General features: G+C 74.8%; 15 protein-coding genes. 9 read left to right on the top strand and 6 right to left on the bottom strand.

The genetic code is table 11. From position 1 onward, the window contains the following. Positions 1–5 precede the first annotated feature (5 nt). The 3 genes from WMF33_RS02595 to WMF33_RS02585 form a co-directional block, all read right to left on the bottom strand. Positions 6–1,361: an NAD(P)/FAD-dependent oxidoreductase gene (locus tag WMF33_RS02595; RefSeq protein WP_437335664.1), complete on the bottom strand. Its 1,356-nt coding sequence runs from the start codon at positions 1,359–1,361 to the stop codon at positions 6–8. A 98-nt stretch (positions 1,362–1,459) separates the two neighbouring features. After that, the gene (locus WMF33_RS02590) at positions 1,460–2,146 is read right to left on the bottom strand and encodes an RNA polymerase sigma factor (protein WP_437335663.1); all 687 of its coding nucleotides are present in this window, start codon (positions 2,144–2,146) and stop codon (positions 1,460–1,462) included. Positions 2,147–2,452: 306 nt separating this feature from the next. Continuing rightward, positions 2,453–4,351, bottom strand: coding sequence for a c-type cytochrome (locus WMF33_RS02585; protein ID WP_437335662.1), 1,899 nt, complete (start codon positions 4,349–4,351; stop codon positions 2,453–2,455). 107 nt (positions 4,352–4,458) lie between these two features. Here WMF33_RS02585 and WMF33_RS02580 point away from each other — a divergent pair, with 107 nt between their 5' ends. Then, complete coding sequence (locus WMF33_RS02580) at positions 4,459–5,106, top strand: NADPH-dependent F420 reductase (RefSeq protein WP_437335661.1); 648 nt, start codon at positions 4,459–4,461, stop codon at positions 5,104–5,106. Positions 5,107–5,528: 422 nt separating this feature from the next. Here the strand turns inward: WMF33_RS02580 and WMF33_RS02575 are convergent, their stop codons facing one another. From WMF33_RS02575 to WMF33_RS02565, 3 genes are read right to left on the bottom strand one after another with little or no spacing between them, the layout of a single operon-like run. Then, on the bottom strand, positions 5,529–7,334 hold the full coding sequence (locus WMF33_RS02575) for an NAD(P)H-hydrate dehydratase (protein WP_437335660.1): 1,806 nt from the start codon (positions 7,332–7,334) through the stop codon (positions 5,529–5,531). Next, positions 7,331–7,858 carry a holo-ACP synthase gene (locus WMF33_RS02570; protein ID WP_437335659.1) on the bottom strand — a complete coding sequence of 176 codons (528 nt, stop codon included), beginning with the start codon at positions 7,856–7,858 and terminating at the stop codon, positions 7,331–7,333. Before WMF33_RS02570 ends, WMF33_RS02575 begins: the two co-directional genes overlap by 4 nt. Then, positions 7,855–7,977 carry a hypothetical protein gene (locus tag WMF33_RS02565; protein WP_437335658.1) on the bottom strand — a complete coding sequence of 41 codons (123 nt, stop codon included), beginning with the start codon at positions 7,975–7,977 and terminating at the stop codon, positions 7,855–7,857. Before WMF33_RS02565 ends, WMF33_RS02570 begins: the two co-directional genes overlap by 4 nt. Before the next feature lie 193 nt (positions 7,978–8,170). Between WMF33_RS02565 and WMF33_RS02560 the strand changes: the two genes are divergently transcribed. The 8 genes from WMF33_RS02560 (at position 8,171) to WMF33_RS02525 (ending at position 21,065) form a co-directional block, all read left to right on the top strand. Further along, on the top strand, positions 8,171–9,862 hold the full coding sequence (locus WMF33_RS02560) for an Eco57I restriction-modification methylase domain-containing protein (protein ID WP_437335657.1): 1,692 nt from the start codon (positions 8,171–8,173) through the stop codon (positions 9,860–9,862). Between the two features lie 74 nt (positions 9,863–9,936). Next, complete coding sequence (locus WMF33_RS02555) at positions 9,937–12,240, top strand: DUF4139 domain-containing protein (RefSeq protein WP_437335656.1); 2,304 nt, start codon at positions 9,937–9,939, stop codon at positions 12,238–12,240. Between the two features lie 19 nt (positions 12,241–12,259). Further along, a complete protein-coding gene (locus WMF33_RS02550; protein WP_437335655.1) occupies positions 12,260–14,047 on the top strand; it encodes a DUF4139 domain-containing protein in 1,788 nt (595 codons plus the stop codon). A 113-nt stretch (positions 14,048–14,160) separates the two neighbouring features. After that, positions 14,161–14,517: a cupin domain-containing protein gene (locus tag WMF33_RS02545; RefSeq protein ID WP_437335654.1), complete on the top strand. Its 357-nt coding sequence runs from the start codon at positions 14,161–14,163 to the stop codon at positions 14,515–14,517. Positions 14,518–14,533: 16 nt separating this feature from the next. Further along, entirely contained in the window at positions 14,534–15,565 is a 1,032-nt protein-coding gene (locus WMF33_RS02540) for a phosphatase PAP2 family protein (RefSeq protein WP_437335653.1), read from the top strand. Positions 15,566–15,567: 2 nt separating this feature from the next. Continuing rightward, positions 15,568–16,464, top strand: a complete 897-nt coding sequence (locus WMF33_RS02535; RefSeq protein WP_437335652.1) for a hypothetical protein — start codon at positions 15,568–15,570, stop codon at positions 16,462–16,464. A gap of 38 nt (positions 16,465–16,502) precedes the next feature. Continuing rightward, a complete protein-coding gene (locus tag WMF33_RS02530) occupies positions 16,503–17,201 on the top strand; it encodes a thioredoxin family protein (protein WP_437335651.1) in 699 nt (232 codons plus the stop codon). A 543-nt stretch (positions 17,202–17,744) separates the two neighbouring features. Next, entirely contained in the window at positions 17,745–21,065 is a 3,321-nt protein-coding gene (locus WMF33_RS02525; protein ID WP_437335650.1) for a protein kinase domain-containing protein, read from the top strand. Positions 21,066–21,163: the final 98 nt, after the last annotated feature.

Below are 21,163 nucleotides of genomic sequence, written 5' to 3'. Positions count from 1 at the left end.
GTCGCTCAGGCGCCGCCGGAGACGGCGTCCGCCACGGCGCTCCTGGCCGACGGGCGGGGCGCCGGGGGGACGGCCGCGGGCGCCGCCGCGGGGAGCGCGGCGGGGGTGGTGTGGCCGGTGATGAGCCGGGCGCCGCGCTTGAAGGTGACGTACTGCCACATCCACGCGAACATGACGGCGAAGCGGTTCTTGAAGCCGATGAGGAACAGCACGTGGACGCCGAGCCACGCGAGCCACGCGATCGTGCCGGACATCTGCAGGTGCCCGACCTTGGCGATGGCGCGCGAGCGGCCGATGGTCGCCATCGTCCCCTTGTCGCGGTAGGCGAACTGCCCGCGCGGGCGGCCGGCGAGGTCGCCGAGGATGCTGCGCGCGACGAAGCGCCCCTCCTGGATCGCCGCGGGGCTGAGGCCAGGCACCTCGACGCCGTTCCGGTCGCGGAGCATGGCCATGTCGCCGATCGCGAAGGCGTTCGGGTGGCCGGGCAGGGAACAGTCCGGCTCGACCTTCACGCGGCCGATGCGATCGAGCTCGACCCCGAGGGCGCGCGCGAGCGGGGTGCCGCGGACGCCCGCCGCCCAGATGACCGTCGCGGCGGGGAGGCGCTCGCCGTCCTCGAACTCGACCCCCTGCTCGTCGATGGTCCGGAAGCGGCGGCCCTTGATGACCTCGACCCCGAGCGACGTGAGCTGCTCCTCGGCGCTCGCCGAGAGGCTCTCGGGGAAGGCCTGGAGGATGCGCTGGCCGATCTCGACGAGCAGCACGCGCGAGAGCGAGGCGTCGAGGGAGCGGAAATCGCGCTCGAGGATGTAGCGCGCGAGCTCGGCGAAGGCGCCGGCCATCTCGACGCCGGTGGCGCCGCCGCCGATGACGACGAACGTGAGCAGCCGCCGCCGCGCGACGGGGTCCGCCTCGCGCTCGGCGGCCTCGAAGGCGAGCAGCATGCGCTCGCGGATGGTGAGCGCCTCGTCGAGGTTCTTGAGCGCCGGCGCGAAGCGGGCCCACTCCTCGTGGCCAAAGTAGTTGTTCGCCGCGCCGACCGCGAGGATGAGGTAATCGTACTTCATCGTGTCGGCGTCGACGGTGATGCGCCGCCCGGCGAGATCGACGCTCGTGACCTCGCCGAGCAGGACCCGCACGTTGCGCTGGCGCGACAGGACCGAGCGGATCGGGACCGCGATGTCGGCCGGCGAGAGGCTTGCGGTCGCCACCTGGTAGAGCAGCGGCTGGAACAGGTGGTGATTGGTCCTGTCGATGAGCGTGACCCGGACGGGCGCGTTGCGAAGCGCCTTTGCCGCGTTCAGGCCGCCGAAGCCTCCGCCGACGATCACGACGTGGGGCTCTTTCGCCGTCGTTGCCATGGTGCCTCCTGGCGAGGAACGCCTCCTCGGTGGCACGCCGATGGTAGGGGCCGCCGATCAGGGGGGCAAGCCGGGCGCGCGCAGGGCGCGGCCGCCGATCACGCGGCGGCCTGCACGTCCGTGGGCGCGTCGGTCTTCAGGTCGATCTTCGGGCCTTGGGCTTCGCCGCGCAGCGCCTCGGCGAGCAGCTTCCGGCCGCGGTGCAGGCGGCTCATGACGGTGCCGACCGGGACGCCCAGCTGCGTCGCTGCGTCCTTGTAGGAAAGCTCCTCGAGGTCCACGAGCACCACGGTGTCGCGGAAGCTCGGCGGGAGCGTCGCGAGCGCGCGCCGCACGCCGGGCGACAGGGCGTGCATGTCGGCGCGGCGCTCGGGCGCGGTCCACGCGCACGGGTCGGTCGCGAGCACGTCGAGGGCGTTGCGCTCGCGGCGGCTGCGCCGGCAGCGGGTGATGAAGACGCTGAAGAGGATCTGGTGCACCCACGCCCGCAGGTTGGTCCCGGGCTCATAGCTCGCCGCGAACCGGATGGCGCGCTCCACCGTGTCCTGCACGAGGTCCTCCGCCGTCGCGGGCGATCGGGAGAGCCGCAGCGCGCGGCCGAAGAGCTCCGGTGTCATTTCGACAAGGCCCCGGAGCAGCTCGTCGACCGCCGCCCGCGCGCCCGCGCCCGGCGCCGTCCGGGCCGCGCCGAGCGACGGCCCGCGCCCGACCGCGCGTGTCACGCCGGGCGACAACGGCGCTGGATTCGGGGACCGGGCGGGGGCATGGGCGGGGTGGACGAGCATGGCGGGACCTCCTGCGATGAGCGCTGGCAAGGCAGGTGCCACCGGGGGGATCGCGCGAAGGGCGCGAAAGGCGCTGGATGGCGCGGGCGGAGGCACGCGGGCGCGTGTCAAATCGACAGCAGGTCGCCGCGGCCCGTCAGAGTGGCGAAGAGGCCCGCGGCGCGCGCCGGACTGGCGGCCGGGCCGGCGGGGGCGCCGCGCAGGCGTTCAGCGGCGCGCCCGCGGGCCCGGCGCGCCCGCGGGACCTGCGCAGGCGAGCGCGAAGCCCGGCGCGCCCCCCTGCGCTGCCCCGGGTGGCTCCGGTCGTCAGAGCGTCTCGAGGTAGGCGACGAGGTCGTCGATCTGGGCCGGCGCGAGCGTCGACGTGACGCCGTGCTTGTCCCCCCCGCCGCAGGGCCCGAAGCGATCGCGGAGCGTCGCGGCGCAGCCGTCGTGCATGTACGGGGCGCGCGCGGCGAGCCCGCGCAGCGAGGGCACCTGGAAGGCCTTGCCCGTGCCCACGTCGACGGTCTGACCGTTCGTGAGCTTCTCGCCCGAGTGGCACGAGGCGCAGCCCACGGCGGCGTCGTTGAAGAGCGCCTCGCCGCGCTGGACGGCGGCCGGATCCGCCGGCTCCGACACGGGCACGGGCTTGATCGTATCGAGCCACGACGCGAAGGCCGCGACGCGCTCGGGGCGCTGGCGCATGCCCCCCATCCGCTGCTCGAAGACCTCGCTCATGATGGCGTCGAGGTCGGTCATGTCGCCGTCCCAGTGCAGCGGCGCCGTCTCGAGGATGCCGCCCGCGAGCGATTGCGTGCGGCGCGCTCCGATGGGCTCGAAGGACCAGGTCCGGCCGTCGTCCTGCCCCTCCGGATGGCACGACGCGCACGCGATCGCCATCTGCACGTGTGCGTCTTGGGTGCCATGGAAGATGGCGTGGCCCGAGTCGAGCCGGCTCTCGCCGGGGAGCAGGAAGGTGGCGACGTGGGCGCCGCTCACGGCCCCGAAGCGGAGGACGCTCGGCGGCTCGCGCAGCTGCACGAGCAGGTTGCTCGCCTCGTCGTAACCGACGGCGATGGGCTCGCCGGGCACCGCGAGGGCGCGCTGGTCGATGAAGGACGCGCAGTCGTCGATGGACTCGGTCTCCTCGGCCTCGGCCCCCTCGAGGACGTCGAGCGGCGTCTCGATCACCGTGCGGCTGCCCGCCATCACGATGGCGCCGCGGAACCCGTCGGGCGATATGGCCATGTCGACGGGGAGCAGGCCAAAGGGGAGGCTGCCCGCGCCCGGCGCGGGCGACGCGGGCGTCGGGTTGGCCTCGCTGGGCAGCGGTCGCAGGAAGGTCACCGCCGGCTGGATCACGGTCGTGCTGCAGTCGAACCCCGAGTACCCGCCCTCCGTCGAACCGTCGATGTCGATCGGGTCCACGAGGCCGCGCTGGTGCACCATGGCCACGCCGCCCCCGGGCAGCGGGATCGTCCTCCAGGCCACCGCCGGCTCGAACGTGCGCCCGAACCGCTCCTGGACGTGGCCCGGCGGCTTCACGCGCTCCGTCACGGCGCCGTCCTCCGCGACGACGAGGAGCTCGGACGACCGGAACCGGCTCACGAGGAGCGCGTCCCCCTCGATCACCACGTCGCGCAGGTCGCGCTCGAGGCGCAGCACGCGGACGGGCGGGGCCTCGAGGTCCGAAGAGAGCGTGACGAGCTCCCCGCCCGCGCACGCCACGTGGAGCAGGTCGGCCGCGGCGTCGTAGGCGACGCCGCGCGGCGCTGGGCAAACGGGCCTGCGGTGCATCTGCCGGGTCGCGAGATCGATCGTGACGACGGCGCCGCCGCGGCGGAGCGCGACGTGGGCCGTGCCGGGCGGGCCCTCGGTCACGCGCCCCGGCTCGTCGCCCTCGTCCAGGGGGAGGACGGCCTCCACCTCGAGGGTGCCGAGGTTGATGATGGAGATCCTGTCGCGATCCGGGTCCGCGGCGACGGCGAGGTTCTTGTCGGCCGTGACGAGGAGCGTGCCGCCGCTGATGGGCGGCGGCGGTACGGCGGACACGTCGACGCGCTGCTCGGCGGACCCGTCTCCGCCCGCCCCCCCGACGCCCGTCGTGAAGCCCCCCGTCGCCGTGGGGCTGCCGGGATAGGGAAACCATTCCTCGTCGTCATCACATCCGGCGACGGCCACAGCGGCGAGCGCGACGAGCCACGTTGCGACGCGAGCTTTCATCATGCCTCCTCCGCCCGGCGCCGCCCCGCGAACGCGGCCCGAGCGTGCCTCGAATTTCGGACAACAGCGCTGGAGCTCGGCTCCGCGGGCGTGCGATGATCCACGCCATGAAAAACGTCGCGGTCCTCGGATCCGGGATTGTCGGGCAGGTGCTGGCCGACGGGTTCCTCAAGCACGGTTACGACGTGATGCGCGCCACGCGCGAGCCATCGAAGCTCGCGAGCTGGCAGTCGGACGCGGGGCCGAACGCTCGCGTGGGGACGTTCGCGGAGGCGGCGCAGTTCGGGAGCATCGTCGTGCTCGCCGTGAAGGGGACGGCGGCGGAGCAGGCGGTGGATCTCGCGGGCCCCGCGGCGCTCGCGGGGAAGACGGTCATCGACGCGACGAACCCCATCGCGGACGAGCCGCCCGTCAACGGGGTGCTCAAGTTCTTCACGGGGCCGAACGAGTCGCTGCTCGAGAGGCTCGCGCGGCGCGCGCCGGACGCGCATTTCGTGAAGGCCTTCTCGAGCGTCGGCAGCGTGTGGATGGTCAATCCGGACTTCGATGGCGTCCGGCCGACGATGTTCATCTGCGGCGACAGCGCCGGCGCGAAGAAGGAGGTGGAGGGCATCCTTGACGCGTTCGGGTGGGAGACCGAGGACATGGGGGGCGTCGAGGCGGCGCGCGCGATCGAGCCTCTCTGTATGCTCTGGTGCATCCCCGGCCTGCTGAACAACCGGTGGACGCACGCGTTCAAGCTGCTGAAGAAGTGACGGGACGAGTGAGGGGTTTCTCGTAAACGTTTGTGGCTTGGATCGTGGGGGAGCGTTGTCCCTTCCACGTCCCCCGTCCCCCGTCTCCCGTGTCCCCTCTCCCGTCTCCCGTCTCCCGTCTCCCGTCTCCCGTCTCCCGTCTCCCGTCTGGCCTCCGCGTGCGCGTGCGCGTGCGCGATATGTGATTGAGAAGAGCCATGCTCCCGAATCCTCGCAGGGGAAGGCCCTGCCGTTGAGAGGACAGAGACAGCGCTCATTCGAGTAAAATCGAAGAGAACCGCGCACGCGCACGCGCACGGGAGACGGAAGAGGGGAGACGGGGGACGGAAGACGGAAGACGGAAGACGGGGGACGGAAGCTGCCGAGATCCGAGCCGTGAACGGTTGCTTATCCTCGTCGCGGCTCGTCCCCCGACACCCCGTCTAGACCTGGCCGGACAGCGGATCGACTCCGGCGGCCAGGGCCGCGATCAGGCCGGGGACGAGCTCCGCGATCTCGCTCGCGAGCAGCCCCCGATCGCTGCCCGTCTGCGCGCGCCACACGTCCCCGGCGAGCGCGTGGATCAGCACCCCCGCGCTCGCGGCGGCGGATGGCCCCATCGAGCACAGGAGCGCCGCGATCAGCCCGGTCAGGACGTCGCCCGATCCGGCGGTGGCGAGCGCCGGGTTGCCCGCCATGCAGATGAGCATGCGGCCGTCCGGGAGCGCGATGACCGTGCGCGCCCCCTTCAGCAGGACGATCGCCCCGGTGCGGGCCACCGCCTCGCGCACGGCGCCGAAGCGGTCCTCCTCGACGGCGCGCGCGCTGCGGCCGAGCAGCCGGCCGAGCTCGCCGGAGTGCGGCGTCAGGATGAGGCGCCCGCGCGCGGTCGCGAGCGCCTCGGGGCGGCCGGCGAAGTGCGTCAGGGCGTCCGCGTCGACCACCTTCAGGCCGTCCCAGCCGAGCACGACGTGATCCACCGCGGCCCGCGCCCGCTCGTCGAGGCCGAGGCCAGGGCCGATCGCGACCGCCCGCCGCCCGGCGAGCGCGCCGTCGAGCGACGCGGCGATGCGGTCCGGATCGATCGAGGTCGTCATCAGCTCCACGACGCGCGACTCCATCGCGGGCGCGGCGTCGGCCCAGGTGCAGATCGTCACGAGGCCCGCGCCCGTGCGCATCGCCGCGCGCGCCGTCAGCAGCGCGGCGCCGAGCTTGCCGGACGACCCGGCGATCACGAGCACGTTGCCCGCCTGGTGCTTGTAGACGCTCGCCTCGCGCGGGCGGAACGACGCGCCGACCGTCTCCTTGCGGATGACCTCCGCGACGTGGCCCACCTCGGCGAGGATCGGCCGGTCCGGGACGCCGAGATCGACCACATGGACGTTGCCGGCGAGCCGCGCGCCCTCGGGCGTGAGCAGGCCGATCTTGAGGTGGCCGAACGTGACGGTCTCGTCGGCCTGCACCGCGGCGCCGAGCGGCGCGCCGCTGTCGGCGTCGAGGCCCGAGGGCACGTCGAGCGCGATGCAGAGGCAGGTCGCCGTGTTGAGGACGCCGATGACGTCGGCGAGGTGGCCCTCGATCGGGCGGTCGAGGCCCGTGCCGAAGAGGGCGTCGACCACGAGATCGGCCTCCGCGAGCGCGGCCTCGAGCGGGGCGAGCGGCGCGCCCGGCGGGAGCTCGGTCAGCGCGCCGCCGAGATCGACGTACGCGTCGTGGTTGATGCGGCTGTCGCCGGTGACCTTCTCGGACGAGGCCGCCAGGAAGACCTGGACCTCCGCGCCGCGGGCGAGGAGGTGGCGCGCCACGACGAAGCCGTCGCCGCCGTTGTTGCCGGCGCCGCAGACGACGACGACGCGGGCGTGGAGCGGGTACGTCGCGGGCTGGCCGGGGCTCGGGACGTGCCGCACCGGGAAGGCGCGCACCCGCGCGGCGCGGGCGTCGTCGGCGTCGCGGCGGCCGTTCGGCGGCGGCGGGACGCTCCCGGAGCGAGGGCCGCCCCCGGAGGCCAGCGTCGCGGGCCAGAGCGCCTTGGCGGGCGCAGCCAGGTGCGGCGGCGCAGGGCGCGCGGCGTGGCCGGGGAGCGCGGCGTCGCCGGACGGCGCGGCGCTGCGCGCCTCGATGATCGCCGAGATCACGTCGGCGGCGCCGCGGCCCGCGTTCTCCATGAGGACCACGCCGGGGACGTGACAATGGTGGATCGCGTGCTTGTCGAAGGCGCGCATCTGCGCGCGCGAGAGGACCGGAATCACGAGCGCTCTTTCCCTTCGTCGTCCAGGTGGGGTCGGCCTACGCCGCCCGCGTCATCCGTCTTCGGGGATCGGCCTTCGCCGTCCTCATCATCCGTCTTCGGGGATCGGCCTTCGCCGCCCGCGTCATCCGTCGTCGGGGATCGGCCTTCGCCGTCCCCTTCCAGGATCACCACCGCCGCCGCCACCCCGGCGTCGTGCGTGATCGACAGGTGCACCCGCGTGACGCCCAGGCGGTCCGCGAGCGCGCGCGCCGGTCCGTGGAGCGCCATCGTCGGCGGCGTGCGCGGCGCGCCGCGGACCTCCAGGTGGTGCCAGCCGACCCCCGGCGCCCCGGCCAGCGCCTTCACCACCGCCTCCTTCGCGGCGAAGCGGCCCGCGAGCGCCGTCGCCCGGTCGACACGGTGCGCGAGCGAGCGCCGCTCGGGCTCGGACAGCACGCGCTCCCAGAACCGATCCCCCCACCGCGCGAGCGCCTCCTCCATGCGTCCGATGCCGCAGACGTCGATGCCGATGCCGAGGATCACGCGGCCACCTCGACCGGCCGGCGGCCCGGCACGGGCGCGGCGGCCGGCGGCGGGGCGCCCTCGCTGGCGGCGCTCGCCGCGGCGCGATCGCCGGAACAGAGACACAGGGGGAAGGCCATGGGGGCGACTCTACCCTATTCAATGGCGACGCCCCGTGAAACGCGATCCGCGTCTCCCCCGATCGCGGAGAAACGCCCTCGCGGCGGCGCGCGGCAGGCGGCCGCGGCCTCCGACGCCGGCGCAGCGCGGCGAGCGCGGCGGCGGGCATCGCCGGAGGGCGCCGATCGCGGCTAGCATCTCCACGCGGCGCCCATGCAGACAGCCCTCGATCTGACGGTCATGCTCCCGCCGAGCGCCTACGACTACGGCGAGCGCTCGTCGGGCGAGACCCACGGCGTGGTGCTGACCAAACCCCACGTCGTCAATCTCATCCTCGATCTCGCGGGCTACACGGCGGACCGGGATCTCGCGTCGCTGTCGCTGCTCGAGCCGGCCTGCGGCCACGGCGCGTTCCTCGTCCCGGCCGCCGAGCGCCTGATCCAGTCGGCGCGGCGCCACGACCGCGACCTCCTGCAAATCGCGTCCGCGATCCGGTCGTACGACGTCGCGCGCGATCACGTCGACCGCTCGCGCCTCGCCGTCGCCGGCGCGCTCGCCCGGCTCGGGCTGCCCCACGGCGACGCAGAGCGCCTCGCGGAGGCCTGGATCGCCCACGGCGACTTCCTGCTCACAAGCCAGGGCCGCCGCTTCGACGCGGTGGTCGGAAACCCGCCCTACGTCCGGATCGAGCAGCTCTCGCCCGAGCTCCAGGAGGAGTATCGCCAGCGGTACAGGTCGCTCTACGACCGCGCCGATCTCTACGTCGCGTTCATCGAGCGCGGCCTCGATCTCCTCGCGCCCGGCGGGGTCCTCTCGTTCATCTGCGCCGACCGGTGGACCCTCAACCGGTACGGCGCCCCGCTCCGCCGCATGCTCTCGACGTGGTTCCGGGTGCAGTGCTACGTCGACCTGCACCGCGCCTCCCCGTTCGAGTCGGACGTCGTCGCCTATCCTTCGATCTTCGCCGTGTCGCCCGGCAAGACAGGGAGCGTCCCGGTCGCGACGCTGCACACCGCCTCTCCGGAGGAGTGCGAGGCCGCGTCCGCGGCCCTGCGGGGCGCGCCGGAGCGCGGCGCCGGCGTCGCCGTGGCGGAGTACCCCTCCTGGTTCGAGGGGGACGACCCGTGGGTGCTCAGCTCCCCGGAGCACCTCGAGGCCCTGCGCGCCCTCGAGGCGCGGTTCGCGCCGATCGAGGAGGTGGGCGGGACCCGCGTCGGCATCGGCGTCGCCACCGGAAGCGACCGGATCTACATCGTCGGCGACGAGGTCGATATCGAGCGCGACCGCCTCGTGCCGCTCGTCATGCGAGACCAGCTCGACGGCGGCCGCGTCCGGGACGCCGGGCGGTTCGTCATCAACACGTTCGGCGACGACGGCAAGGTGGTCAATCTGGAAGAATATCCGAAGCTCGCCGGATACCTGCGCGCCCACGAGGCCGAGATCAGGAAACGCTACATCGCCCAGAGGAGCGCCGCGAGCTGGTTTCGCACCATCGATCGCGTGGTCCCCGAGCTCGCCTCCGCCCCGAAGCTCCTCATCCCCGACATCGCAGGATCCAACGAGGTGGTCTACGAGGGGGGCAGGTTCCTCCCGCACCACAACCTCTACTTCGTCACGTCGGAGGCCTGGGACATGGAGGCGCTGGGCGGGCTGCTCAGCTCCAGGGTCGCCCTCTTCTTCGTGTGGTCGTACGCGGTCAAGATGCGCGGCGGCTACCTGCGCTTCCAGGCCCAGTACCTGCGGCGGATCCGCCTGCCTCCGCCGGCGAGCGTCCCCGAGGAGCTGATCGGCGATCTCCGCGGCTCGTTCCGGGAGCGCGATTTCCACCGGCTCGACGCGCTCGCGCTCCGCGCGTACGGCATCGACGCGCTCCCGGGGTTCAGCTTCCTCGACAGGAGGAGATAGCCCGCTATCGGGCGCCGGGCGCGGCGTGATACCGTCGCGCCTCCACACAACGTTCGCGGGCGAGGGACGAACGGATGACGGCGGAGAAGATCGCGTGCGATAGCCGTATCGAGTCGGTCGTCGTGTACGCGCGCGGGGCGATCGTCACCCGCCGCGTCGAGCTCGCGGCGCCCCTGCCCCGCGGGGCGCTCGAGATCTCGGTGCCGGGGGTCACGCCCCTCGCCGAGCCGGGGAGCTTCCGCGCGCTCGTGGCGGTCGCGGGCGGCCCGCCGGAGGCGGCGGCGGCGGCGCCGCGCGAGGTCGTCGGCGTGCGCGCGCGGCTCGTCGTGCCCCCGGCGCCCGTCTCGCGGGGCGCGCTCTCGGCGCAGCTCCGCGCGCTCGAGCTCGCGATCGAGCGCCTGTCGGCCGAGCACGACCACCTCCGCCGCTGGCGCGACCAGCTCGGGGCCGTCGCGCTCCACCCGGAGCTCGCGCGGCGCTTCCGGCCGGGCGACCCCGCGGCCCGGATCCGCGACGCCCTCGCGGTGAGCGGCCTGATCTCGGGCGAGCTCGCCGCGCTCGACGCCCGCCTGGCCGCGCTCGAGGACGAGCTCGAGCGCGCCCGCGAGGAGCTCCGCTCCGCGCAGCTCGACGCCGCCCAGGCGACCAGCGGCGAGATCGAGGAGCGCGCGCCGGCGCGCCTCGACGTGGTCGTGCGGCTCGCGCCGGCGCGCGACGGGTCGGGCGGCGCGCCGGCGCTCCGGCTCGAGTACGCGGTCGGCGCCGCGCGGTGGTGGCCCGCCTACGCGGCGCGGTTCTCGCGCGGCGCGACCGAGGTCGCGCTGCAGCTCGACGCCCTCGTCGCGCAGGCGTCCGGCGAGGACTGGAAGGGCGTGCGCGTCGCGCTCGCCACCGCCGACCTCGTGCAGGACACGCGGCTGCCGGAGCTCGCCTCGCTCCGGCTGGGCCGCGCGCAGCGCCCCCCGCGCCGCGGCTACCGCCCCGCGCCGGAGGGCCTCGACGCCATGTTCGAGGGGTTCGACCGCTTCGTCGCCGCCCTCCCCCCGCCGGCCGCGAGGACCACGGCCGCCCCGGCGGAGCTCCCGCCCCCCGCGCCCGACGACGACGACGAGCCCACGCTGAGCCGGGCCGCGCCGGGCCAGACCAGCGACGATCTGCGGGAGGCGATGGCCCGGACAGCGCCGCCAGCCGGCGGGGCCGCGCTGCCGCCGCCTCCTCGCGCCGGAGCCGCCCCGCCGCCGATGCGGCGGGAGCGCACCGCGGCCCCGAGGCCGCCCCCGCCCCCGGCGCCGGCCGCCGCGCCGATGCCGCTCGCCGCGCCCATGCCGGCCGCCGCGGCGCGCAAGTCGCGCGGGCTGTCGCTCCCCTCGTTCGGCGGCGGCTACGGCGGCCCGCCCCCGCCGCAGGCGCTCCAGGCGAGCGCGCCCGAGGCGCCCATGGCCGCCTTCGCCCACGACGCGAGCGTCGAGCGCTGGGCCGGCGCGGCCGACGAGCTGCTCGACCCTGGCGGCGAGCTCGAGGGCGCCGGCGCGGCCCCGGCGCCGGTCGAGCCCGCGCAGGTCGAAGGGTGGCTCGACTTCGACGCGCTGCACCTCCCCGGAACGGGCCCGCAGCGCGGCCGGCTCGCGCGCGACGAGCCCGGGCCCTCGAGGCGCGCCGCGCGGCGGGCGCAGATGGCCATCGACGACCTCGGACCGCCGCCCCGGGCCGTGGACCCGCGCGACTCGCGCGGGCAGTTCGACCACCTCTACGCGGGCGAGAGCGCCGCCGACGTGCCGTCGAACGGCAGGCTCCACCGCGTCGCGCTGAGCGCCGCGCGCGCCCCGGCGGCGCCGCGGTTCGTCGCCGTGCCGCGCGAGGCCGCCGAGGTCTACCGCGAGGCGCGCGTCGAGAACCCGTTCGACGCCCCGCTGCTCGCCGGGCCGGTCGAGATCTTCGTCGACGGCGCCCTCGCCGCGCAGTCCTCGCTCGGGCACGTCGATCGGGGCGGCCTCCTCCGCGCCGGCCTCGGCGTCGAGGAGCGGATCCGGGTCGCGAGGAACGCCCGCGTCGAGGAGTCGAGCGCCGGCCTGCTCGGCGGCTCGCTCTCCGTCGAGCACGCGATCACCATCGATCTCTCCTCGTCGCTCGGCGTGGGCGTCGAGGTCGAGGTCCTCGACCGCATCCCGGTGACCGACGACAAGGACGTCGAGATCAAGCTGGTCTCGTCGCACCCGAGGGCCGAGCCGTACACCCAGGAGGACCTCGGCGAGCCCGTGCGCGGCGGGCTCCGCTGGCGCGTGCCGATCGCGCCCGGCGGCAAGGCCTCGGTCGCCTTCACCTACCGCGTGGCGCTCTCCTCCAAGAACGAGATCGTCGGCGGCAACCGTCGAGAATAACAGGAGAAATAGGCGCGCCATGGCGACGGTGACGAGTGCGAGCGGTTCGGACCGGGCGGAGCGGAGCGCCGGCGGAGGGGACGCCGGCGGCGGGGCCGAGGGCGGCGCGAGCGCCGGCGCAGCGGGCGCCGGCGGCGCGAGCGCAGGCGGCGCGAGCGCCGCCGAGGGGGCGCCTCACCCGAGCGCCGCGCGCGTGGTGACGCTGTTCGAGGATCGCGCCGAGGTCGTGCGCGCCGCGCGCGTCGAGGTCGGGGCCGGGGCGCAGTGGATCGCGATCGGCGGGGTGTCGGTGTTCGTCGACGAGCGCACCGTGCAGGCGCGCGTCGCGGGCGCGGGCGCCGAGGGCGCGGTCCGGGTGACGGCGGCGCGCGTGCGGTGGAGGGCGCACCGGGAGGCGGCGCTCGGGCGCGAGGCGATCGACGCGCTTTCGCGCGAGCAGCGCGAGGCGTCCCGCCGGGCCGGCGCCGCCGAGCGGGCGCGGGACCGGGCGTCGCGCCGCGAGGCGCACCTCGACCAGCTGCTGGCGAAGTGGTCGCAGGCGATGAGCGAGGTCCCGAAGGACGCCGGCGAGCCCGCGCGGCTCGCCTCGTGGCGCGCCGGCGTCGAGGCCCTGCACGCGGCGCTGGCCGAGGCCCTCGGCGCGTCGGCCGACGCGCGCGCGGCGCGGGCGCACGCCGAGGACGACGCCCGGCGCGCCGCGGCGCGGCTGCGCGAGGGGTCGATCGAGCAGCCGCGCTACGAGGCGGTGGTCGAGGTCGAGGTGCACGCGCCCGCGCCGCAGCCCGTCGAGATCGAGCTGACGTACCGCGTCGCGTGCGCGATCTGGCGCCCCGAGCACCTGGCGCGGCTCTCGGTCGCTCCCGCGGGCGCCGCTGCGGCCAGCGCGGCCGGCGCGGGCGGCGCCGGGGCGCAGGGCGCCGGCGGCTCGGTCGAGCTCACCACCTGGGCCGCGGCGTGGCAGGCGACGGGCGAGGCCTGGGAGAACGTCACCGCGCGCTTCTCGACCGCGCGGCCGTCGCGGAGCGCCGAGGCGCCGCTGCTCGCGGACGACGTCCTCCGCGCGCGGCGCAGGGCGGAGGTCGACCGCCGCCGCGTCGTCGTCGAGGCGCGCGACCAGGCCATCGCCACGGCCGGGCTCGGCCGCGGGGCGCGGGCGGTCGACGAGATGCCTGGGGTGGACGACGGGGGCGAGCCGCTGATCTTCGAGGCGGCGGAGCCGGTGACCCTGCCCTCCGACGGCCGCCCGACGCGCATCGAGATCGCGCGGCGCGCGCTGCCGGCCGAGCTCGCGCTCGTGCTGTACCCCGAGGCCCACCCCGCGGCGCACCTGCGCGCGACCGTGACGCTGGACGGCGGCGGCGCCGGCGGGCGGCCGCGCCCGCTGCTCGCGGGCCCGGTGAAGGTCGCGCGCGGCGGCAGCCTCATCGGCCGCGCCCGGCTCGACTTCGTCGGCGCCGGGGAGCCGTTCGAGCTCGGCTTCGGCGTGGACGACGCGGTGCGCGTGCGGCGCACCGTGGACGAGGAGCAGGACACCTCGGCGATCACCGGCAGCCGCAAGATCCGCCGACGCGTGAAGCTCTCGCTCTCCAACCTCTCCAGCGACGTGAAGCGGGTGCTGGTCACCGAGCGGATCCCGGTCAGCGAGGTGGCCGACGTCGAGATCGCGCTCGGCGAGGCCCCCGGCTGGACGCTCGACGAGGAGGACGGCTTCCTCCGCGGCCGCGTCGAGCTGCCGCCGAAGGGGCTGAAGACGATGTCGTTCAGCTACGAGCTCCGCGCCGCCGCGAGCGTGGTGTTGCCGTTCTGAAATGCCACCGTCACGGTCGCGATCCTCGCGCGGAGCGCCGTTGACAGGACGCCGTGCGCTTCTGTAACTGATGGATTCTCCAGCAGCTTCACCCGCCGAGGAGGAGGATCGCCATGAGGCAGCAGATCGACGGGGCCGTGGTGCTGACCGCGGCCGACGAAGACGCCACCGAGTATTTGCCCAACAGAGGCGTCTTCTTCGCGCAGCTGCTGGGGAAGGGGCTCGGGCAGGCCTTCGGCTTCTACAAGGGCACGATGGACCCCGGCTGCGAGATCTCGCGCGAGCTCCACACCGAGACCACCGAGACCATCTACATTCTGTCCGGCAAGGCGCTCGGCATCGTCGGCGACCGCGAGGTGCCGCTCGGCCCCGGCCAGATGATGCACGTCGACAAGAACGTGCACCACGGGCTGCGCAACGCGGGCGCCGGGCCGCTGGAGTTCCTCGTCATCGGCCACCCCGACTTCTGATCGCGCGGTCCGCCCCTTGAGGTGCACCGCTGCCCTACGGTCCGCCGCCGGCGCGCTCGCCGCGGCGGCGACGCTCGGCGCGGCGGCGGCGCAGGCCGAGCCGGCCCCGGCGACGCCCGGCGCGGCGCAGGCCGAGCCGGCCCCGGCGACGCCCGGCGCGGCGCAGGCCGAGCCGGCCCCGGCGACGCCCGGCGCGGCGGCGGCCGCATGGACGACCGCGGCGCCGCCGGAGCGCGCGCGGCGCGAGGTCGCGTGGGACCCGCGCTGGCCGCGCTTCCGCGTGAGCGAGTACGTGGCCACGGGCCTCCTGGCCGCGACCGCCTTCGGGACGCTGGCCATCCCGCCCTCGGAGGGCCGGTGGACGACCGTGAACGGCTTCGACGGCTCGGCGCGAGAGGCGCTCCGCATCCGGAGCGATCGCCAGCGCGAGACGGCGCGGGACGCGAGCGATCTCCTGCTCACGCTGATGACCAACCACCTCGCGGTGGACGCCCTGCTGGTGACCTGGTGGGGGCACGGGCGCGGCAGCGTCGCGTGGGAGATCGCGATGATCGACATCGAGGCGCTCGCGTTCAACGCGGCGCTGAACGGCGTCGTCGCGGGGCTCACGAGCCGCGAGCGCCCCTACCGCGCCGGCTGCACCGGGCCGGAGGAGCAGCAGGACCACGACTGCCGGGGGAGCAAGCGCTACCGGAGCTTCTTCAGCGGCCACAGCTCGACCGCGTTCACGGCGGCGGGCCTCGTGTGCTCGCACCACGCGCACCTGCCCCTGTACGGCGGCGGCGCGCCCGACGCGCTCGCGTGCGCCGCGTCGCTCGGCACCGCGACCGCCGTGGCGACGCTGCGGGTCGTCTCGGACCAGCATTTCGCGACCGACGCGCTCACCGGCGCGGCCGTCGGCGCCCTGACGGGCCTCGGGCTCCCGTGGCTCCTGCACTACCGCGGCGGCGCCCCGGGCTCGACGTCGGCGCGCGCGCCGCGCGGGGACGGCGTCTCGATCCGCTTCGTGCCCGCGCCGCTCGGCGGGTACCTCGTGGGCAGGTTCTAGCGATGGCGCTGCGCCGCACGCTCGCCGCCGCCGCCGCCGCGCTCGCCGCGCTCGCCCTCGCGCCCGCCGGGGCCCGCGCCCAGGACCCGGCCGACCTGCCGCCGCCCGCCGCCGATGCGCCGCCGGTGTCCTCGGGGGTCGACCTGCTCCAGAAGCGCTCGTACTGGGCGCGGAGCGCGGGCGCGCGCCCGTTCGTCTCCGCGGTGCTGGAGCTCGGCGTCATCTATTACCGGCCGAGCCTCGCGCTCGGCTACGGCAAGCCGCACTGGTCCTGGCTCGGGATCGAGGGCTACGCGAGCGTGTCGCCGAGCGGCGGCGCGGAGTACGTCGGCCTCCGCGCGGCGCTGCCCAGCGTGGAGATCCGCGGCGGCGCGCGATACGCCTTCTCGACGAGCCAGTATTTCCTCGAGCCCCGGGCGTCGTACACGCGCAGGGAGACCGAGCTCATGCAGGGTCCCCTGTCGCGCTACGTCGCGGGGGAGATCGAGGTGTCGGGCTCGATACCCCTGCTCGGAGGCAGCCTGTTCGGCGTGGCCACGGGCTACGCGGTGCTCGGCGCGCCCGAGGGGTTCTACCTCTACGAAGAGGCGCTCCACACGGTGATGAAGCCGCCGTACCTCTACCGCGCGCGGCTCGGGTTCATGGGGGAGATGGACAAGTTCGGCGAGCTCCGGTTCGGCGCCGCCGCCGAGGTGATCGGCAACCCCGGCCGCGGCAGCGTCGTCGTGCGCGTCGGCCCGATGCTGGCCATCGCGCTGACACACCACCTGGACGCGGTGGCGACGGCGATGGTGGTGGCGGCGACGCCGGATCGGCTCGGCTTGCTGGGCGCGGATCTCGGGCAGCTCGGCTTGCGGTACCGGTGGGCGACGGGAGATCGCTGGCCGGAGTTCCCCTGACGCATGCGCTCCTCTTGGGGCGTGGTAAGCGTCTCGGCATGCACAAGCTCATTCCCCTGACCTTCCTCGCCGCGGCGCTCGCGGCGTGCACTCAGCCCGGCGAGCCCAGCGCGCCGGCGGCGAACGGCGCCGCGGCGGCGCAGCCCGCCAAGGCCACCGAGGCGAAGCCCGCGGAGGCGAAGGCGGCCCAGGCGCCGGCGACCCAGGCGAAGATCGGCCAGCCCGCGCCCGATTTCACGCTGCCGGACCTCGACGGGAAGCCCGTCAAGCTGGCCGACTACAAGGGCAAGACGGTCGTGCTCGAGTGGTTCAACCCCGGTTGCCCGTTCGTGCAGCTCTCCCACAGGAAGGGCGGCCTGAAGGGCGTGCCAGCGCAGCACATCCAGAAGGGCGTCGTGTGGCTCGCCATCAACTCGGGCGCTCCGGGCAAGCAGGGCACCACCCGGGAGGAGAACGTGAAAGCAAAGCAGGAGTTCGGGATGAGCTACCCGCTCCTCATCGACGAGAAGGGCGATGTCGGGCGCGCGTACGGCGCCCAGCGCACACCGCATATGTACGTCATCGACCCGCAGGGCACGCTCGTCTACGCGGGCGCCATCGACAGCACGAAGGGCGGTGAGCCCGAGCCGGACGAGCAGGTCACCAACTACGTCGATGCGGCGCTCGCCGAGCTCACCGCCGGAAAGCCGGTCTCCACGAAAGAGACCGAGGCGTTCGGCTGCACCGTCAAGTATTGAGCGCCCCGGAAGCGGGCCCATCCGCAGCATCGCATCTGGACCCACCCCGGCGTCACGTCGTGCGCCTCACCAAAATCGCCACGGACGTTGTCGCTCGCGTCAACCTCCTGCGTCCGCCCTGAGCAGCGCGCCCCCCGCACCTGCGCGCCCGCCGCGCGGACATCGCCCCGCGGCTAGCATCGCACCTCGGCGCCGTCCTGAACGACAGCACGATACCGGGGCTCGGGCCGCCCGGGTGTTGACATGGACATAAACTACAGCTTACCGTTGCACGACAGTTCTGTAACGACATCGCTCGTAGCTCACGCCCAGGCGAGACGCTCACTGGCTGGCGACCAGGCGTTCGGGAGATGGCGAGTCGAGGCCATCGCGCTGGGAGCTGCCGAGGCAGGTGCGGAGGCGAAGGTTCATGTCGGTGCGCTCGCGGGCGATGAGCTATGAATCGTGCAGCGGCTCGCGCGCGGTCGTCGCGCCCCTCCTCGGGCGGGATCGGCGCCCAGAGCCCGGGGGGCTCCGCCTTCGATGTTGAAGAGGGTCCGGATCATGAGCCGAGCGGGGAGAGCGAGCCAGGAGAGCGCGAACGTCGCGCGTCCGGCGGACCCGGAGCCCACGTCGAGGCCCGTCCCGCTCGCGCCCGAGAGCGGGCCGTCGCGCTCCGCGGCGCCGGGAGGCTCGGGCGCCACGCAGGACACCGTGTTCGCGTGCGTCGATCCGCCGTCGTCGCGCGTGCCGAGCCGGTTTCCCATCCGCGACTGGGACCGCTACGAGTGCGTGTCGCTCATCGGCAGGGGCGGCATGGGCACGGTCTACAAGGCCAAGGACCCGCGGCTCCAGCGGTACGTGGCGCTCAAGCTCATCCGGGGCAACGACCCGGATCTCGCCCAGCGCTTCATCTGGGAAGCGCAGGCCCAGGCCCGGGTCGAGCACCCGAACGTCTGCAAGGTGTACGAGGTCGGCGAGGCGCAGGGTCAGCCGTTCATCGCCATGCAGTACATCGACGGCCTGCCGCTCCACCGCGTGGCGCAGCAGACGTCGCTCGAGCAGCGGGTGAAGATCGTGGCCGACGTGGCGGACGGCCTCCACGCCGCCCACCGGCTCGGGCTGATCCACCGCGACATCAAGCCGGCGAACATCCTCGTCGAGCGGACGGCCGACGGCGCCTTCCGCCCCTACCTCCTCGATTTCGGGCTCGCGCGGGACATCGCCGCGGACGGCCGGGCGACGACCAGCAGCGAGGGGACGCCGGCGTACATGGCGCCCGAGCAGGTGTCCGGCGGCCAGCGCCAGCTCGACCGCCGCACCGACGTCTACTCCCTCGGCGCCACGCTCTACGAGATCCTCGCCGGGCGCCCGCCGTTCGTCGACCCGTCGGTGACGAGCCTCGTCGCCCGGGTGGCGAACGAGCTGCCCGTACCGGTGCGCCAGATCGACAGGCGCATCCCGCTCGACCTCGAGACCATCGTGATGAAGTGCCTCGAGAAGGAGCCCCAGCGGCGGTACGACTCCGCGAAGATGCTCGCGCTCGATCTCGGGCGCTACCTCGCGGGCGAGCCGATCGACGCGCGGCCCGCGAGCCTCGCTTACCGCGCGCTGAAGCGGGCGCAGAAGCACAAGCTCGCGGTCGCGGCGGCCGCGGCGGCCCTCCTCGTGCTCGCCCTCTCGGGCGCCGTCGCCCTGCGCGCGAAGCTCGCCGCCGCGCGCCAGGCCGAGCGCTCGGCGCACATGGCGTCGCTGGCCCAGGGCTTCGGGCAGGACGTGAAGGAGATGGAGCTCTTCATGCGCTACGCGTACGCGCTCCCCCTCCACGAGGTGTCGCGCGAAAAGGAGGTCATCCGCGCGCGCATGGGCGAGATCGACCGGAAGATGCAGGCCATGCGCGACGCCGGGGGCGATCTCGTCGAGGGCCCGGGCCACTACGCGCTCGGGCGCGGGCACCTCGCGCTGCACGAGCCCGAGGAGGCGCTCTCGCACCTCGAGGCCGCGCTCGCGAGCGGGTACGCCGCGCGGGAGGCGAAGCTCGCGGCGGGCCTCGTGCACGGGATGCTCTACAGAAAAGGGCTCGACCGGGCGCGGCGCCTCGCCGACAAGGGGGAGCGGTCCGCGCATCAGCTCGAGCTCGAGGAGCGGCACAGGCTCCCGGCGCTCAAGCACCTCCGGGACAGCGCGCGCTCGGCCGCCGAGCCGTCCTCGTACACCGCGGCGCTCATCGGGCTCTACGAGGGGCGCTTCGACGAGGCGCTCGCCGACGCGCGGCGCGCGTTCGCGCGATCGCCCTGGGAGTACGAGGCGAAGATGCTCGAGGGCGACATCCTGCTCGCGAAGGGGGCGGCGGCGCGCGACCTCGGGGAGCCCGAGGCGGCGCTCGTCGAGTTCCGGGACGCCGTCGCCTCGTACGAGGTCGCGGCGGAGATGGCCGAGAGCGATCCCGACGTCCACGAGGCGGCCGCGCGCGCCCTGAGCGAGATCATGCTGATCGAGGCGCAGCGCGGCGGCGGCGCCGACGAGCTCTTCGCGCAGATCATCGCCCGCTGCGACAAGGCGCTCCGCGCGAACCCGCGCGCGAGCGGCGCCCACGCGAAGAAGGCCTGGGCCCTCGTGCACCGGGCCAGGCGCGACCTCGCGCGCGGCGCGGATCCGCGGCCGGACCTCGTGCAGGCGATCGCCGAGAGCGAGCAGGCGGTGCTGGGCGACCCGTCGGACGCGACCGCGCACGGCGCGATGGGGGCGAGCATCTTCCTGCTCGCGTCGCACGAGAGCTCCCTCGGGCTCGACGTGCGGCCCTCGCTCGGGCGCGCGGTCGAGAGCATGGAGCGGTCGCTCGCGCTCGACCCGAGCTCCTTCTGGGCGTGGAACGACGCCGGCATCGCCTACGGCATGATGGCCGAGGACAGCGCGTCCCGCGGCGCCGACCCCCTCCCCCTCTTCGAGCTCAGCGCGTCGCACACCGCGCGGGCGATCGAGATCGCGCCGAACGACGCGCCGCTGCACCTCAACCAGGGCTGGTTCTACGCGCAGCGGGCGCAGTACGAGCTCGATCACGGGACGCCGCCCGAGGAGTCGCTCGAGCTCGCCAAGGACAACCTCGAGGCGGCGCTCCGGCTGCGCCCGGACAGCCACCCGGCCCACGGCGCCCTGGCCCTCGCCTACCTGATCCAGGGCCGGTACGAGCGGCTCGCCGGCGAGAGCCCCGAGGTCTCGCTCGCGCGGTCGCTCGACGGGTACGGCGCGGCGATGCGCCTCCGCCCGGGAAATCTCGAGGCGCAGCAGGGGGCCGGCCTCGCGCGCCTCGAGGCGGCGCGGTGGGCGCTCGACCGCGGCGAGGATCCGGCGGCCGCGCTCCGCGCGGCGCGGGGCGCGGTCGAGCGCGTCCTCTCCGCGAGGCCCGCGAGCGCGGGGGCGCTCCTCGCGCTCGGCCAGGTCGACCTGCTCGCGGCGCGGTGGTTCGCGTCCCGGGGCCGGAGCCCGGCGCCGCCGCTCGACGCCGCGGAGCGCGCGCTGCTCCGGGCCCTCGGGTCGAGCGACCGGAACGCGCGGATCTTCGGCGCCCTGGCCGAGGTCCACCGGCTGCGCGCGACCTCGGCCGCGCCGAGCCTCGTCGACGCGCGCGCGGAGGTCGAGGCCGGGCTCGCGATGATCGATCGCGCGCTGGCCATCGACCCGGCCCTCCCCGCGGCGATCGCCGAGCAGGGCGCGCTGCTCCTGCTGAAGGCGAAGGCGGAGCCCGAGCCGGCGCCGCGCCGGGAGCTCTCGCTGCGCGCCGGGTCCGCGCTGGAGCGGGCGCTCCGCCAAAACCCCCTCCTCGGCCGCGAGTACGCGCCCCTCCTCGACGAGGCGGGAAAGGTCGCGGAGGCGGTGAAACGCTAGTCTAGAGCCGTCTTCGCCCGTCTCTAGTACATGCGTTACAGAGCGGCGGTCACCCGCACAGGAGACGGGTCCAGCTCGGCGTTTTCGGCGCGGAAGCG

This window comes from Sorangium sp. So ce394 (assembly GCF_051474665.1).
Lineage (GTDB): Bacteria > Myxococcota_A > Polyangia > Polyangiales > Polyangiaceae > Sorangium > Sorangium cellulosum_D.
Note: the sequence above shows the minus strand (reverse complement) of the source record. Positions and strands in the feature narration are given on the sequence as shown.

Coding starts and splice junctions, on each gene's coding strand:
- WMF33_RS02595 (WP_437335664.1), bottom strand. CDS start 1,361: ATGGCAACGACGGCGAAAGAGCCCCACGTCGTGATCGTCGGCGGAGGC.
- WMF33_RS02590 (WP_437335663.1), bottom strand. CDS start 2,146: ATGCTCGTCCACCCCGCCCATGCCCCCGCCCGGTCCCCGAATCCAGCG.
- WMF33_RS02585 (WP_437335662.1), bottom strand. CDS start 4,351: ATGAAAGCTCGCGTCGCAACGTGGCTCGTCGCGCTCGCCGCTGTGGCC.
- WMF33_RS02580 (WP_437335661.1), top strand. CDS start 4,459: ATGAAAAACGTCGCGGTCCTCGGATCCGGGATTGTCGGGCAGGTGCTG.
- WMF33_RS02565 (WP_437335658.1), bottom strand. CDS start 7,977: ATGGCCTTCCCCCTGTGTCTCTGTTCCGGCGATCGCGCCGCGGCGAGC.
- WMF33_RS02560 (WP_437335657.1), top strand. CDS start 8,171: ATGCAGACAGCCCTCGATCTGACGGTCATGCTCCCGCCGAGCGCCTAC.
- WMF33_RS02555 (WP_437335656.1), top strand. CDS start 9,937: ATGACGGCGGAGAAGATCGCGTGCGATAGCCGTATCGAGTCGGTCGTC.
- WMF33_RS02550 (WP_437335655.1), top strand. CDS start 12,260: ATGGCGACGGTGACGAGTGCGAGCGGTTCGGACCGGGCGGAGCGGAGC.
- WMF33_RS02545 (WP_437335654.1), top strand. CDS start 14,161: ATGAGGCAGCAGATCGACGGGGCCGTGGTGCTGACCGCGGCCGACGAA.
- WMF33_RS02535 (WP_437335652.1), top strand. CDS start 15,568: ATGGCGCTGCGCCGCACGCTCGCCGCCGCCGCCGCCGCGCTCGCCGCG.
- WMF33_RS02530 (WP_437335651.1), top strand. CDS start 16,503: ATGCACAAGCTCATTCCCCTGACCTTCCTCGCCGCGGCGCTCGCGGCG.
- WMF33_RS02525 (WP_437335650.1), top strand. CDS start 17,745: ATGAGCCGAGCGGGGAGAGCGAGCCAGGAGAGCGCGAACGTCGCGCGT.